We start from the raw sequence: 13,634 nt of genomic DNA, 5'->3' as shown, positions 1-13,634 counted from the left end.
CTCGTGGGCGGCAGTGGTCGGGCAGGGGGAGCCGGCCCCGTACGCACCGTTCTCGATGCGTACGGGAGGCCGGTCAGCTCACTGCCGGGGAGTGGAGCGGGTGAGCGACTGCGTCAGTAGCGCTCGAGGGCCGGCGGCTCGGTGAACTTGGCGCCCGAGAGGCCGAGCGTCGCGTCGTACGCCTTCTTGTAGTCGCCGTTCTTCTGGTGGGCCTCGACGGCGTCCGCGACCGCGTTGCGCAGCGCCTTGTCGTTCTTGTTCATGCCGATGCCGTACGGCTCCTTGGTGAACGGCTTCTCGACCACCTTCAGCGCCTTCGGCTGCTGCGCCGCGTAGCCCTTGAGGATCGCGTCGTCAGTGGTGACGGCGTCGACCTCCTTGTTGATGAGCTGCTGCACGCACTCCGAGTACTTGGCCAGCTCGACGGTCTTGGCGCCGTACTTCGCCTTCTTGATCTCCTGGAGCGGGGTGGAGCCGACGATCGAGCAGACCTTCTTGCCCTTCACGGAGTCCGGCCCTGTGATGCTCTTCTCGTCCTGGCGGACGAGGAGGTCGGCGCCGGCCATGAAGTAGGGACCGGCGAAGCCGACCTGCTTCTTGCGCTCGTCGTTGATCGTGTACGTGCCTACGTAGAGGTCGACGTCGCCCTTGGAGATGGTGGTCTCACGGACGCCGGAGTCGATCGTCTTGAACTCGATCTGGTCGGGCTTGAAGCCGAGGTCGGCCGCGACCATCTTGGCGATCTCGATGTCGAAGCCGGAGCGCTTGCCTGCGCTGTCCTTGAAGCCCAGGTACGGCTGGTCGTCCTTGGCGCCGATGACGATCTTGCCGGCCTTCTGGGCCTTCTTCAGGACGTCGGAGTCGACCTTGACGCCGGACTTCACGTCGTACGTCGGCAGCTTGGGCGCGTTCTTGCCGCCGGTCGGGTCCTTCGGCTTGTCGCCGGCGGTTCCCTCCTCGCCGCCGCAGGCGGTGGCGGTGAGGGCGAGGGCGGCGACGACCGCCGCGGCAGCTGCGGACTTGCGGAGCTTCATGGTGAACATCCTCTTGGTTCGACTGGTGTGGAGACGGCGTGGAAGCCTCAGTGCTTAAGGATCTTCGAGAGGAAGTCCTTGGCCCGGTCGCTGCGCGGGTTGCTGAAGAACTGGTCCGGCGTGGCCTCTTCGACGATCCGGCCGTCGGCCATGAAGACGACGCGGTTGGCCGCGGAGCGGGCGAAGCCCATCTCGTGCGTGACGACGATCATCGTCATGCCGTCCCGGGCGAGTTGCTGCATCACCTCGAGGACCTCGTTGATCATCTCCGGGTCGAGCGCCGACGTGGGCTCGTCGAAGAGCATCACCTTGGGGTCCATCGCCAACGCGCGCGCGATGGCGACGCGTTGCTGCTGTCCACCGGAGAGCTGCGCGGGGTACTTGTCGGCCTGGGAGGCGACGCCCACGCGGTCCAGCAGGCCGCGCGCCTTCGTCTCCGCCTCCGCCTTGCCGATCTTGCGCACCTTGGTCTGGCCCAGCGTCACGTTCTCGAGCACGGTCTTGTGCGCGAAAAGGTTGAACGACTGGAAGACCATGCCCACGTCCGCGCGGAGCCTGGCGAGCTCCTTGCCCTCCTGAGGCAGCGGCTTGCCGTCGATCGAGATGTCTCCCGAATCGACCGTCTCCAGGCGGTTGATGGTGCGGCACAGGGTCGACTTGCCGGACCCGGAGGGGCCGATCACGACGACGACCTCGCCGCGGGCGATGGTCAGGTCGATGTCCTGGAGGACGTGCAGAGCGCCGAAGTGCTTGTTGACGTTCTTCAGCACGACCAGGTCGTCGGCCCCAGACGGTATGGCGTCCTTGGTCACCGATACTTCGGTCACGGCTTGTTGCTCCATCCTCCTCGGTTGGGAGGACAGTAATAACCCAGTGCGACCAGCGTCATTACATCTGAGGGGAAATTGAGCATAACGATCCGGCCGCAACCGGACACACCGTGTGAAGAGGGTCCACGGAGTGCGTACCGGGTGGGTAACGGAACGTGCCGACGACCCGGGCCCTCTTGACGCGGTCCTTATCCATCGGCGTGGATGCCTTGTGCGCCCGCGAGCGAGGGGCGCCACTACCTGCGACGACGGAACGACCGATGAACTGGAGGGGGCCCCTATGCGACTGCTTCTCGTCGAGGACGACGATCATGTGGCCGCCGCCCTGTCCGCGGTCCTGGCCCGGCACGGCTTCGACGTCGTGCACGCGCGCAGTGGCGAGGAAGCCCTGCAGGCGCTGCTGCCCGCCCAGGCGCCCCCCTTCGGAGTGGTGCTCCTCGACCTCGGACTGCCCGACCAAGACGGCTACGAGGTGTGCGGAAAGATCCGCAAGCGCGGCTCGACGCCGGTGATCATGGTGACGGCCCGCTCGGACGTACGCTCCCGGATCCACGGCCTCAACCTCGGAGCCGACGACTACGTGGTGAAGCCGTACGACACCGGGGAGCTCATCGCCCGTATCCACGCGGTCATCCGGCGCCCCACGGCGGACGGCGCGGTGACGGGCGGCGACAGCGACGTGCGGCTCGGCTCCGTACGGATCGAATTGCCCACCCGGCAGGTCAGTGTGGACGGCTCGGTCGTGCAACTGACCCGCAAGGAGTTCGACTTGCTCGCCCTCCTCGCGCAGCGCCCCGGCGTGGTGTTCCGCCGGGAACAGATCATCAGCGAGGTCTGGCGGACCAGTTGGGAGGGGACCGGCCGCACCCTGGAGGTGCACGTCGCGTCCCTGCGCTCCAAGCTGCACATGCCGGCCCTGATCGAGACCGTGCGCGGCGTCGGCTACCGGCTCGTCGCACCGGCCGCCTAGTCCCGGCGAGGACAGGTGCGCTCTCGGCTCCTCCCGCTGCTGATCATCCTGATGGCGGGCGTCCTGCTCGCCCTCGGCTTTCCGCTCGCGGTCAGCGTCGCGGCGGCCCAGCAGCAGAAGGTGGTCGTCGACCGGATCGACGACACCGCGCGCTTCGCGTCGCTCGCGCAGTTCGTCACCAAACGTCCCGCGGGGTCGCGGGTCGTGGGGAGCAAGGACGAGCGCCGCGACACGCTGCAGAAGGAACTCGACGACTACTACGACGTGTACGGCATCCGCGCGGGCGTCTTCTACCGCGACGACGGCCCCATGGCGAACGCGCCGAGCGACTGGTTCCTGCCCCGGCACGGAGACGTGCGGGACGCCTTCGAGGAGGCGCTCCGGTCGCGCGGCAGCCACGACCCCGAACAGGTGTGGCCCTGGCAGCGGGGGCGGCTGGCCGTCGCGTCCCCGGTGATCAAGGACGGCGACGTCATCGCGGTCGTCGTCACGGACTCGCCGACCGGCCGCATGCGGTCGCAGACGCTGCGCGGCTGGCTCCTGATCGTCGCCGGTGAGTTCGCCGCCATGCTGCTGGCCGTCGGCGCGGCCCTGCGGCTCACCGGCTGGGTGCTGCGGCCGGTCCGCGTCCTGGACGCGACCACGCACGACATAGCGACCGGACGCCTCAAGTCCCGGGTCGCGGCGGCGGGCGGCCCGCCGGAACTCAGACGCCTGGCCCGGTCGTTCAACGAGATGGCCGACAACGTCGAGGACGTCCTGGAGCAGCAGCGCGCCTTCGTCGCCGACGCCTCGCACCAGCTGCGCAACCCCCTCTCGGCGTTGCTGCTGCGCATCGAGCTCCTCGCCCTCGAACTGCCCGAGGGCAACGAGGAGATCGCTTCCGTGCGCACCGAGGGCAAGCGGCTGACGCAGGTCCTCGACGACCTGCTCGACCTGGCCCTCGCCGAGCACGCGGCGGCCGACCTGAGCCTCACCGACATCGGCGAGCTGGCCGCCGAACGCGTCGCCTCCTGGCGGCCGCTCGCCGACGAGCGGGGCGTGCGCCTGACGGGCGACTGCCCGGCCACCACCGGCTGGGCCGACCCGGTCGCCCTCTCCAGCGCGCTGGACGCGGTGATCGACAACGCCCTGAAGTTCACCCCGGAGGGCGGCCCGGTCCACGTGTCGGTCTCCTCCAGCGAGGCGACGACGACCGTCGTGGTCACCGACGGCGGACCTGGCCTCACCGAGGACGAGCTGGCCCGCGTCGGCGACCGCTTCTGGCGCAGCAACCGCCACCAGAACGTGAAGGGTTCGGGGCTCGGCCTGTCCATCTCGCGGGCCCTGCTCGCCGCGGGCGGCGGCTCCATCGCGTACGCCCCGCACACACCGCACGGGCTGAAGGTGACGGTCAGCGTTCCGCGGAGCGAGCCGTCGACGCGCTGAGGGAGGCCGAAGCCGCCCAGGAGGCCCCACAGGGCGACGGGAAGCCGCTCAGGGCGCCCCGGGAGCCTTGGCCCCTCTCAAGACGCCTGAGAGCCTCTCAGGGCTTGACCGAGCGGTAGTAGCGGCGCGCGCCCTCGTGCAGCGGGAGCGGGTCCGTGAACAATGCCGTGCGCAGATCCACCAGTTGCGCCGCGTGCACCTGGTCGCCGATGTGGTCCCGGCTGTCGATGACGGTACGGGTCAGCCCCTCGGTCAGCCGAGGATCGGCGCGGTCCGTGGTGACCAGGAGGTTCGCCACCGCCAGCGTCGGCACGGCGGAGCCCTGCTGTGCCTTGGGGTAGGCGTCGGCCGGCATCGTCGCGGCCCGGTAGTAGCGCGAGCCGCCCCCTTGCTTGTGCAGCGCGTCGACCAGGTACCCGAGCTGCACGAGTGAGATGTCCATCTCCTCGGAGAGCTCCCGCACGGACGTGGTCGGCAGCCCGCCCGACCAGAAGAAGGCGTCGATGGAGCCGTTCTTCAGAAGGGCGGGCATGGTGTCGATGCCGGCGGCCACCGGCTCGATGTCCGCGACCGGATCAAGGCCCGCCGCGCTGAGCACCCGGTCGGCTATCAGCCGCACCCCCGAGTGCTTCTGCCCCACGGCCACCCGCTTGTTCCGCAGGTCCTCGACGGAGTCGATGTGCGCGGACCTCGGCACCACCAGCTGGACGTAGTCGTCGTACAGCCGCGTACAGCCCCGCAGCCGGTGCCAGCCGGGGGCGCCGTCCAGGCGGTACGTCTCCACGGCGTCGGCGGCCGCGATGGTGAAGTCGGACTTCCCGGTGGCCACCCGCGCGACGTTCTCCTGCGACCCCTCGCTGTTGAGGAGCTTCACGTCGACGTCCGGCATGTCCTGGGAGATCGCCGTCCGCAGCAGCTTGCCGTACCGCTCGTACACGCCCTTCTGCACGCCCGTGCTGAACGTCATCCGGCCGCTCGGTGCGTCCTCGTCCACTGGCAGCAGCCACCACAGCAGCAGCCCGAGGACCACGAGCGCCGCGACCGAACCCTGCAGGGCGCGGCGTCTGCCGATGTGGGGGAGTGCCTTGAGCATGCGCGCGATCCTGCCAGCCCTCCACCGTGCTGACCAGGGGTGGGATCACGGGACGCCGTCCCCGTAGGCGTCCCCCGGCACCGTGGTCGTCATCCGCCGCCACGCGCGCGTGGCGACCCCGTACCCTGGGGGACGAGATGAGCGCGAAGACTTACGAGGTGCGCACCTACGGGTGCCAGATGAACGTCCATGACTCCGAGCGGCTCTCCGGCCTGCTGGAGGACGCCGGTTACGAGCGTGCGCCCGAAGGGGCGGACGGCGATGCCGACGTCGTCGTCTTCAACACGTGCGCCGTGCGCGAGAACGCCGACAACCGCTTGTACGGCAATCTCGGCCGCCTGGCGCCGATGAAGACCAAGCGTCCGGGGATGCAGATCGCCGTCGGCGGCTGCCTGGCCCAGAAGGACCGCGACACCATCGTCAAGAAGGCGCCCTGGGTGGACGTCGTCTTCGGCACGCACAACATCGGCAAGCTGCCGGTCCTCCTGGAGCGCGCCCGCATCCAGGAAGAGGCGCAGGTCGAGATCGCCGAGTCGCTCGAGGCCTTCCCTTCGACGCTGCCGACCCGCCGCGAGAGCGCGTACGCGGCGTGGGTGTCGATCTCCGTCGGCTGCAACAACACCTGCACCTTCTGCATCGTGCCCGCACTGCGCGGCAAGGAGAAGGACCGCAGGACCGGCGACATCCTCGCGGAGATCGAGGCGCTCGTCGGCGAGGGCGTCAGCGAGATCACCCTCCTTGGGCAGAACGTGAACGCGTACGGCTCGGACATCGGCGACCGCGAGGCCTTCAGCAAGCTGCTGCGCGCCTGCGGGACGATCGACGGCCTGGAGCGCGTGCGCTTCACCTCGCCGCACCCGCGCGACTTCACCGACGACGTGATCGCCGCCATGGCCGAGACGCCCAACGTGATGCCGCAGCTGCACATGCCGCTGCAGTCCGGCTCCGACCCGATCCTCAAGGCGATGCGCCGCTCGTACCGGCAGGATCGTTTCCTGGGGATCATCGAGAAGGTCCGCGCCGCCATGCCGGACGCGGCGATCTCCACCGACATCATCGTGGGCTTCCCCGGCGAGACCGAGGAGGACTTCGAGCAGACGATGCACGTGGTCCGCGAGGCCCGCTTCGGGAGCGCCTTCACCTTCCAGTACTCCAAGCGCCCCGGCACCCCGGCGGCGACCATGGAGGACCAGATCCCCAAGGAGGTCGTCCAGTCGCGTTACGAGCGTCTGGTGGCCCTCCAGGAGGAGATCTCCTGGGAGGAGAACAAGAAGCAGGTCGGCCGCACCCTGGACCTGATGGTCGCCGAGGGCGAGGGCCGCAAGGACGGCGCCACGCACCGCCTCTCCGGCCGCGCCCCCGACAACCGCCTGGTCCACTTCACCAAGCCGGACACCGAGGTGCGCCCCGGCGACGTGGTGACCGTCGAGATCACCTACGCGGCGCCGCACCACCTGCTCGCCGAGGGCGCCGTGCTGAACGTGCGTCCCACGCGCGCGGGCGACGCCTGGGAGAAGCGGAACGCCGAGGCGGCCGCGAAGCCCGCCGGCGTCATGCTGGGCCTGCCGAAGATCGGCGTCCCGGAAGCGCTTCCGGTCGCCACGGGCAGCGGCTGCGGCTGCGACTGAACGTCCCTGGGCGCGCGTCGAGGCCGTACGCGCGCGCCCTGACGGGACGTGGCGGTGATCGTTCCGACGAAGGCCGCAGCGGCCGCCCCAGTGGCGGGCGTTACTCTGCGGACCATGCTTGTCGCCGCAGCCGTCTGCCCCTCTCCGCCGCTGCTCGTCCCCGAGGTCGCCGCGGGTGCCGCCCCTGAAATGGACGCCGCGCGTGCGGCCTGTTCCGACGCCGTCGCGGTGCTCGCCGCGGCGCGGCCCGACCTCCTCGTGGTGGTCGGCCCCGCCGAGCAGAGCGGTCGCGGGCCGCACTCCCAGGGCGCGCGGGGCTCGTTCCAGGGGTTCGGCGTGGACCTCGACGTACGCCTCGGTCCCGCGCCGGCGCCGGGCGCCTCCGCGTCCACCACCTCACCGGAAACGCAGCGTCTCTTGCCGCCGTCGCTCGCCGTGGCCGGCTGGCTGCTCGCGCACGCGCGCTGGTCGTCCGCTCCGGTGGAGGGTCTCGGCGTGGGGGAACCTCTCGCCCCCGAGCGGTGCATCCAGGTCGGAGGGGAGATCGGGAAGCGGGCCGACCGGGTGGCACTGCTGGTGATGGGTGACTCCAGTGCCTGCCGCACGCTCAAGGCGCCGGGGTATCTGGACGAGCGGGCGGCCGGTTTCGACGCGGAGGTGGGACGGGCCCTGGGCGCGGCCGACGTGGCGGCACTGAAGGCGCTGGACGAGGAGCTCGCGTACGAGCTGAAGGCCGCGGGACGCGCTCCGTGGCAGGTGCTCGCGGGGGCGGCGGACGGCGCGGGCCTGAGCGGCGAGCTGCTCTACGAGGACGCGCCGTACGGCGTGGGGTACGTGGTGGCCACCTGGTCGTAGCCGACGGGCCCGCCCGGACCCGAGGTAAAGACATCTGGCCCGAGGCAGAGACATCCGGCCGAGGTAGACACGTCCGGCCGAGGCAACAGACGGTGGCGGCCGCGGAGCGAGGTGCTCCGCGGCCGTCCGCCGCTGCGGTTCAGGAAGCCGGAGGGGGCGGCGGGGGTGACGGAGGGGTGGTCCCGCCACCCGCGTTCCTGCCCTCGTCCGCCCCGGCGAGACGGTCGACGGCGTCCTTCGCCTTCCCCGTACCCGCCTGGATCTTGTCGCTGTACTTGCCCTTGGTCTTCTCGTCGACGACCTTCGCGGCCTTCTCCAGACCCTGGTCGATCTTGTCCCCGTGCTGCTGTGCGAGGTCCGAGACCTTGCCCCTGGCCGGGGCGAGCTTGGCCTTCAGCTGGTCCAGAAAGCTCATAGGTACACCTTCCCTCGCCGGGGAGCTACTTGCGGGCGCCCTCACCGGCCTCGTTGTCGGCAGCCGCCTGAGCGGACTGCTGCTTCGGGATCTCCACACCATCCGCGTCGGCCGCACCATCCGCATCGGCAGCACCATCGGTGCCGGCCGATCCGGTCGGCTCGGCCGCGGCCGTGGCGTCCGCCGTGACGTCCGCCGCTGCGGGCTCCGTGGACTCCTCATCGGCCGTGCCCTCGGCGTCCGCCCCGGGCTCGGCAGAGGTCTTGGCATCCGTATCGGTGGCGGCCTCGGGGGAGCCCTCCGCCGCCTTCTCGGCTGTCTCCGTATCGGTTGTCTTCGTATCGGTGGCCGCCTCCGTGGCCGCCGCCTCTTCGCTGTCCTTGCTCTTCCGGCGGAACCGTGCAAAAACGCCCATATCTACTCCATACGTTACTCGTGTGGGCGAAATCCCGCCCCGCCCGGTGCGTCTCATTGCGGCGCCCGGGTGATCGGTCCTCGAAACCGGCGGCCGGAACCTCGCAACAGGCAACGACCCCGAAGCCGTGCCGTCACGTAGCTCGTTCGGGAAGCGGGCGGCGAGTTTGCGAGACTGGGGCGGTGAGTAGTGCAACCCCCGCCCCGCGGGTCATCGCCGTCGTCGGTCCGACCGCGGCAGGAAAGTCCGATCTGGGCGTTTTCCTCGCCCAGCGTCTCGGCGGCGAGATCGTCAACGCCGACTCCATGCAGCTCTACCGGGGGATGGACATCGGCACCGCCAAGCTGACGCCCGAGGAGCGGGGCGGCATCCCCCATCACCTCCTCGACATCTGGGACGTCACGGAGGCCGCCAGCGTCGCCGAGTACCAGAAGCTGGCCCGCGCAGAGATCGACCGTCTCCTCGCCGAGGGGCGCTGGCCCATCCTGGTCGGCGGCTCGGGGCTCTACGTGCGGGGGGCCGTGGACCACCTGGAGTTCCCCGGCACCGACCCCGCCGTCCGGGCCCGCCTGGAGGACGAGCTCACCCGCGACGGCTCCGGGGCGCTGCACGCCCGCCTCGCCGCCGCCGACCCCGGGGCGGCCCAGGCGATCCTGCCCAGCAACGGCCGCCGGATCGTCCGCGCCCTGGAGGTCATCGAGATCACCGGCAAGCCCTTCACGGCCAACCTCCCCGGCCACGACTCGGTGTACGACACCCTGCAGATCGGCGTCGACGTGGCCCGCCCCGAACTCGACGAACGCATCGCCACGCGCGTGGACCGCATGTGGGAGGGCGGCCTGGTCGACGAGGTGCGCGAGCTGGAGGCGCGGGGACTGCGCGAAGGACGGACCGCGTCCCGCGCGCTCGGCTACCAGCAGGTGCTGACCGCGCTCGCGGGGGAGCGCACGCTGGAGGATGCGCGCGTCGAGACCGTGCGCGCCACCAAACGCTTCGCGCGCCGTCAGGACTCGTGGTTCCGCCGCGATCCCCGGGTGCACTGGCTCAGCGGTGCCGCGGCCGACCGGGCGGAACTCCCGGCACGCGCACTGGCGTTGGTCGAACGACCGGTCACAGCCTGATCACGTGATGGCATCGGGACGCTCCGGCGGTCATCCCGGCACCTGACACCGTGCCATCATCGACCTTCGATCGACCGGTGGAGTCCGAAGTAGGAGGGCGCGTGGCGATGGAGGCCGGCCCTCGTGACACCGCACATGACGGCGAAGAGCAGCTCAGTCCGGATGGTCCCGACGAGACCCCGGGCGGCGTGACGGACGACGGTCCCGGCGCCGACGAGATGTCGGCGGAGGCCGAGGTCGAGGTGGTCGAGCTGCGCCCGCAGCGCCGCCTGCGCATCTGGCAGCTCGCGCCCATCGTGGTCCTGGCCGCGGTCGGCTCCCTGATGTTCGCGTTCCCGCTCGCCTTCGAGTTCGGCGACGGCGGCGCGGTGGTCGCCATGCTGGGTCTGCTGATCAGCTGCTGCGCCGCCGGCTGGGGCATGATGGCCGCCCGTCGCGTCGGGCACACCTGGCCCGGTCTGCCCGAGCGCGGCTCGGGCCGCCGTCCGGACTGGCGGGTCGTCTCCGCGTACTCGCTGCTGTTCCTGGGCGCCGTGGCCCTCGCCGTGTGGCGTGTGGCCAGGCTCCGCTGAGGACGCGCGGGAGGCCGCGGGCCGGGGCGGAAGCCCTGGGTGGCCCGCGCCCGCCGCACCGCCTGGGCCGTCTGTCGTAGCCACCCCGTACGATCGAGGAATGAGCACGCGGATCGCCTTCCTCAAGGGGCACGGGACCGAGAACGACTTCGTGATCATCCCCGACCCCGACAACACCGTCGAGCTGCCCCCGGCCGCGGTGGCCGCCCTGTGCGACCGCCGTGCGGGCATCGGTGGCGACGGCCTTCTGCACGTCGTCCGGTCCGCCGCCCACCCCGAGGCGCGCCACCTCGCGGACCGCGCCGAGTGGTTCATGGACTACCGCAACGGCGACGGCTCGATCGCCGAGATGTGCGGCAACGGAGTGCGCGTCTTCGCCAGATACCTGCAGCGCGCGGGGTACGCCGCCGAGGGCGATCTGGCGGTGGCAACCCGCGGCGGCGTGAAGACCGTGCACATCGCCAAGGAGGAGTCCGGCGGCGACATCACCGTCGGGATGGGCAAGGCCTCGCTCCCCGAAGGGAACGTCACCGTAGCGGTGGGCGACCACCGCTGGCCCGCGCGGAACGTGAACATGGGCAACCCGCACGCCGTCGCCTTCGTCGACGACCTCTCCGAAGCGGGCAGCCTCTACGACCCGCCGCCCTTCAGCCCCGCCTCCGCCTACCCGGACGGGGTGAACGTCGAATTCGTCGCCCCCCGCGGCCCGCAGCACGTCGCCATGCGCGTGCACGAGCGCGGCGCCGGCGAGACCCGCTCCTGCGGCACGGGCGCCTGCGCCGTCGCCGTGGCCGCGGCCCGCAAGGACGGCGTGGACCCGGCCGTGACCGGGACCCCCGCCACGTACACCGTCGACCTGCCCGGCGGCCGCCTGGTGATCACCGAGCGGCCCGACGGCGAGATCGAGATGACCGGGGGCGCGGTGATCGTCGCGGAAGGCGAGATCGCGTCCGAATGGCTCGAAACGGTACTCCCATGAACTGTCGCTCGAATGGGTGATCCGTTTCACGCTCGGCGAGAGGCGGTCAGCACCGCGTGATGGGCTCGGTAGCATCAAGCACCGGCCCGGACGGAGTATGCCGCCGTCCGTTCACCGCCGGTCGAAGCAGCCGGAGGTGCTCATGAGTGCGGAGGCCACGAACCCGGCCACGCCCGGCCCCGTGCCGCCCGGGGCCCAGCGCAGGCGCGGCCGCGCCCGTCTCGACCTGCGCAGGCTCGGCCGCGCGGCCCTGCTCGGCCCCGGCACCCGGGACCGCCTTCCGGACGCGATCGGCCATGTGGCGGAGGCCCACCGGGCCCACTACCCGGACGCGGACCTGGAGCCCCTGCGCCGCGCCTACGTCCTCGCCGAGTCCTCGCACCGCGGCCAGATGCGCAAGAGCGGCGAGCCGTACATCACCCACCCCCTCGCGGTGACCCTGATCCTCGCCCAGCTCGGCGCGGAGACCACCACCCTGACCGCCTCGCTGCTCCACGACACCGTCGAGGACACCGACGTCACGCTCGACCAGGTGCGCACCGAGTTCGGGGACGACGTCTGCTACCTGGTCGACGGCGTCACCAAGCTGGAGAAGGTCGATTACGGGGCGGCGGCGGAGCCCGAGACCTTCCGGAAGATGCTCGTCGCCACCGGCAACGACGTCCGCGTCATGTCGATCAAGCTCGCCGACCGGCTGCACAACATGCGCACCCTCGGCGTCATGCGCCCCGAGAAGCAGGCCCGTATCGCCAAGGTGACCCGGGACGTACTCATTCCGCTCGCCGAGCGCCTCGGTGTGCAGGCGCTCAAGACCGAGCTGGAAGACCTCGTCTTCGCGATCCTCCACCCGGAGGAGTGCGCCCAGGTGAAGGCCATGATCGCCGCCAACGACGCGAGCGAGGGCGACCCGCTCGGGGACATCGCGGGCGAGGTCCGCGGTGTGCTGCGCGACGCGGGCATCACCGCCGAGGTGCTGATCAGGCCGCGGCACTCCGTCTCCGTCCACCGCGTGCACCGCAAACGCGGTGAGCTGCGCGCCTCCGACTTCGGCCGCCTCCTGGTGCTCGTCAACGAGGACGCGGACTGCTACGGAGTCCTGGGCGAGCTGCACACCTGCTTCACGCCGGTCGTCTCGGAGTTCAAGGACTTCATCGCCGTACCGAAGTTCAACCTCTACCAATCGCTGCACACGGCGGTCACCCGCTCCGACGGCGAGGTCGCCGAAGTCCTCATCCGCACGCATCAGATGCACCAGGTCGCCGAGGCGGGCGTGGTCGCGCTGCGCAATCCCTACGCCCCGCCCGCGGAAGAGCCCGCCGACAGCGTCGACGACGAGCGGATCGACCCGACACGGCCCGGCTGGCTCTCCCGCCTCCTCGACTGGCAGGAGGCCGCCCCCGACCCGGACACCTTCTGGTCCACGCTCCGGGAGGACCTCGCCCAGGACCGCGAGATCGCCGTCTTCCGGCCCGACGGCGGCACGCTCGGCCTGCCCGCGGGCGCCAGCTGCGTGGACGCCGCGTACGCCCAGTACGGCGAGGACGCGCACGCCTGCATCGGCGCCCGCGTCAACGGCCGCCTCGCGACGCTCAGTACGGTCCTGCACGACGGCGACACGGTCCAGCTGCTCATGGGCCAGGACCTCACATCGGGCCCCTCGCGCGAGTGGCTGGCCCACGCCCGTACGCCCGCCGCGCGGATCGCGATCCGGCGCTGGCTGACCACCCACCCCGCGCCCGCGCCGACCGCGCCCGCCCCCTCCGTGCAGCGGCCGCCCCAGCAGGCGCCCGCGGGCGTCTCCAGGGCGGAGGCCCCCGGAGCCGGACGGCCCGCCTCCGCGAACGCCGTCGTGGACCGCGAGGGCGCCACCGTGCGCCTGGCCGGCTGCTGTACGCCGGTGCCGCCGGACGACGTCACCGCCTTCGCCGTCCGCGGGGGCGTGGTGACCGTCCACCGGGTCGGCTGTCCGGCCGTGGAGCGGATGAAAGAAGTGGGGCGTCCGGAGGTCGGCGTGCGCTGGGGGGACACCGCCGAGTGCCGGGTCACCTTGATCGCCGAATCGTTCGGCCGCGCCCATCTGCTCGCCGACCTCACCGAGGCCATCGCCCTCGAAGGCGTCGCGATCATCTCCGCCACCGTGGAACCGCCGACCCAGCAGCGCGTGCGCCACACGTACACGCTGCAACTCCCCGACGCGGCGCACCTGCCGGGCCTGATGCGCGCCATGCGCGCCGTCCCCGGGGTGTACGACGTGAACCGCGCCCAGCACCCGGCTGCCGCCGCCCACTGAACGA

The 13,634-nt window shown here is 71.2% G+C and carries 13 protein-coding genes; 8 read left to right on the top strand and 5 right to left on the bottom strand.

Translation table 11 applies throughout. The features are described 5' to 3' along the window. Positions 1–113: 113 nt before the first annotated feature. Positions 114–1,034, bottom strand: a complete 921-nt coding sequence (locus ACFYO9_RS21385; RefSeq protein ID WP_355804305.1) for a glutamate ABC transporter substrate-binding protein — start codon at positions 1,032–1,034, stop codon at positions 114–116. Positions 1,035–1,081: 47 nt separating this feature from the next. Beyond that, a complete protein-coding gene (locus ACFYO9_RS21380) occupies positions 1,082–1,861 on the bottom strand; it encodes an amino acid ABC transporter ATP-binding protein (protein WP_355804307.1) in 780 nt (259 codons plus the stop codon). Positions 1,862–2,144: 283 nt separating this feature from the next. Between ACFYO9_RS21380 and ACFYO9_RS21375 the strand changes: the two genes are divergently transcribed. Both ACFYO9_RS21375 and ACFYO9_RS21370 read left to right on the top strand, forming a co-directional pair. Beyond that, positions 2,145–2,834: a response regulator transcription factor gene (locus ACFYO9_RS21375; protein ID WP_358777092.1), complete on the top strand. Its 690-nt coding sequence runs from the start codon at positions 2,145–2,147 to the stop codon at positions 2,832–2,834. Between the two features lie 15 nt (positions 2,835–2,849). Next, positions 2,850–4,262: a HAMP domain-containing sensor histidine kinase gene (locus tag ACFYO9_RS21370; protein ID WP_358777093.1), complete on the top strand. Its 1,413-nt coding sequence runs from the start codon at positions 2,850–2,852 to the stop codon at positions 4,260–4,262. Between the two features lie 97 nt (positions 4,263–4,359). Here ACFYO9_RS21370 and ACFYO9_RS21365 read toward each other — a convergent pair whose 3' ends face one another. Next, the gene (locus tag ACFYO9_RS21365; protein WP_358777094.1) at positions 4,360–5,355 is read right to left on the bottom strand and encodes a TAXI family TRAP transporter solute-binding subunit; all 996 of its coding nucleotides are present in this window, start codon (positions 5,353–5,355) and stop codon (positions 4,360–4,362) included. A 137-nt stretch (positions 5,356–5,492) separates the two neighbouring features. Between ACFYO9_RS21365 and miaB the strand changes: the two genes are divergently transcribed. Together miaB and ACFYO9_RS21355 are read left to right on the top strand one after the other, a co-directional pair. Beyond that, positions 5,493–6,983: a tRNA (N6-isopentenyl adenosine(37)-C2)-methylthiotransferase MiaB gene (miaB, locus tag ACFYO9_RS21360; protein ID WP_358777095.1), complete on the top strand. Its 1,491-nt coding sequence runs from the start codon at positions 5,493–5,495 to the stop codon at positions 6,981–6,983. A 114-nt stretch (positions 6,984–7,097) separates the two neighbouring features. Further along, positions 7,098–7,838, top strand: coding sequence for a class III extradiol dioxygenase subunit B-like domain-containing protein (locus ACFYO9_RS21355; RefSeq protein ID WP_358777096.1), 741 nt, complete (start codon positions 7,098–7,100; stop codon positions 7,836–7,838). 139 nt (positions 7,839–7,977) lie between these two features. Here the strand turns inward: ACFYO9_RS21355 and ACFYO9_RS21350 are convergent, their stop codons facing one another. Both ACFYO9_RS21350 and ACFYO9_RS21345 read right to left on the bottom strand, forming a co-directional pair. Further along, on the bottom strand, positions 7,978–8,253 hold the full coding sequence (locus ACFYO9_RS21350) for an antitoxin (RefSeq protein ID WP_358777097.1): 276 nt from the start codon (positions 8,251–8,253) through the stop codon (positions 7,978–7,980). Between the two features lie 25 nt (positions 8,254–8,278). Then, positions 8,279–8,668 (bottom strand): hypothetical protein, encoded by a 390-nt coding sequence (locus ACFYO9_RS21345; RefSeq protein WP_355804321.1) that lies wholly within the window; start codon positions 8,666–8,668, stop codon positions 8,279–8,281. A gap of 182 nt (positions 8,669–8,850) precedes the next feature. Here ACFYO9_RS21345 and miaA point away from each other — a divergent pair, with 182 nt between their 5' ends. The 4 genes from miaA to ACFYO9_RS21325 all read left to right on the top strand — a co-directional run bounded on the left by miaA (position 8,851) and on the right by ACFYO9_RS21325 (position 13,630). Beyond that, entirely contained in the window at positions 8,851–9,789 is a 939-nt protein-coding gene (gene miaA / locus ACFYO9_RS21340) for a tRNA (adenosine(37)-N6)-dimethylallyltransferase MiaA (RefSeq protein WP_355804323.1), read from the top strand. A gap of 107 nt (positions 9,790–9,896) precedes the next feature. Next, complete coding sequence (locus tag ACFYO9_RS21335; RefSeq protein WP_355806204.1) at positions 9,897–10,361, top strand: hypothetical protein; 465 nt, start codon at positions 9,897–9,899, stop codon at positions 10,359–10,361. A 100-nt stretch (positions 10,362–10,461) separates the two neighbouring features. Further along, positions 10,462–11,340, top strand: coding sequence for a diaminopimelate epimerase (dapF, locus tag ACFYO9_RS21330; RefSeq protein WP_355804325.1), 879 nt, complete (start codon positions 10,462–10,464; stop codon positions 11,338–11,340). Positions 11,341–11,482: 142 nt separating this feature from the next. Next, on the top strand, positions 11,483–13,630 hold the full coding sequence (locus ACFYO9_RS21325) for an HD domain-containing protein (protein ID WP_358777098.1): 2,148 nt from the start codon (positions 11,483–11,485) through the stop codon (positions 13,628–13,630). The last annotated feature ends 4 nt before the right edge of the window (positions 13,631–13,634 follow it).

It is taken from the genome of Streptomyces sp. NPDC005863 (genome assembly GCF_042871345.1).
Classification (GTDB): domain Bacteria; phylum Actinomycetota; class Actinomycetes; order Streptomycetales; family Streptomycetaceae; genus Streptomyces.
Note: the sequence above shows the minus strand (reverse complement) of the source record. Positions and strands in the feature narration are given on the sequence as shown.

What these genes read in the sequence shown, in the direction of transcription:
- ACFYO9_RS21385 (WP_355804305.1), bottom strand. Translation starts at nt 1,034, where the DNA reads ATGAAGCTCCGCAAGTCCGCAGCTGCCGCGGCGGTCGTCGCCGCCCTC.
- ACFYO9_RS21375 (WP_358777092.1), top strand. Translation starts at nt 2,145, where the DNA reads ATGCGACTGCTTCTCGTCGAGGACGACGATCATGTGGCCGCCGCCCTG.
- ACFYO9_RS21365 (WP_358777094.1), bottom strand. Translation starts at nt 5,355, where the DNA reads ATGCTCAAGGCACTCCCCCACATCGGCAGACGCCGCGCCCTGCAGGGT.
- miaB (WP_358777095.1), top strand. Translation starts at nt 5,493, where the DNA reads ATGAGCGCGAAGACTTACGAGGTGCGCACCTACGGGTGCCAGATGAAC.
- ACFYO9_RS21355 (WP_358777096.1), top strand. Translation starts at nt 7,098, where the DNA reads ATGCTTGTCGCCGCAGCCGTCTGCCCCTCTCCGCCGCTGCTCGTCCCC.
- ACFYO9_RS21350 (WP_358777097.1), bottom strand. Translation starts at nt 8,253, where the DNA reads ATGAGCTTTCTGGACCAGCTGAAGGCCAAGCTCGCCCCGGCCAGGGGC.
- ACFYO9_RS21345 (WP_355804321.1), bottom strand. Translation starts at nt 8,668, where the DNA reads ATGGGCGTTTTTGCACGGTTCCGCCGGAAGAGCAAGGACAGCGAAGAG.
- ACFYO9_RS21335 (WP_355806204.1), top strand. Translation starts at nt 9,897, where the DNA reads ATGGAGGCCGGCCCTCGTGACACCGCACATGACGGCGAAGAGCAGCTC.
- dapF (WP_355804325.1), top strand. Translation starts at nt 10,462, where the DNA reads ATGAGCACGCGGATCGCCTTCCTCAAGGGGCACGGGACCGAGAACGAC.
- ACFYO9_RS21325 (WP_358777098.1), top strand. Translation starts at nt 11,483, where the DNA reads ATGAGTGCGGAGGCCACGAACCCGGCCACGCCCGGCCCCGTGCCGCCC.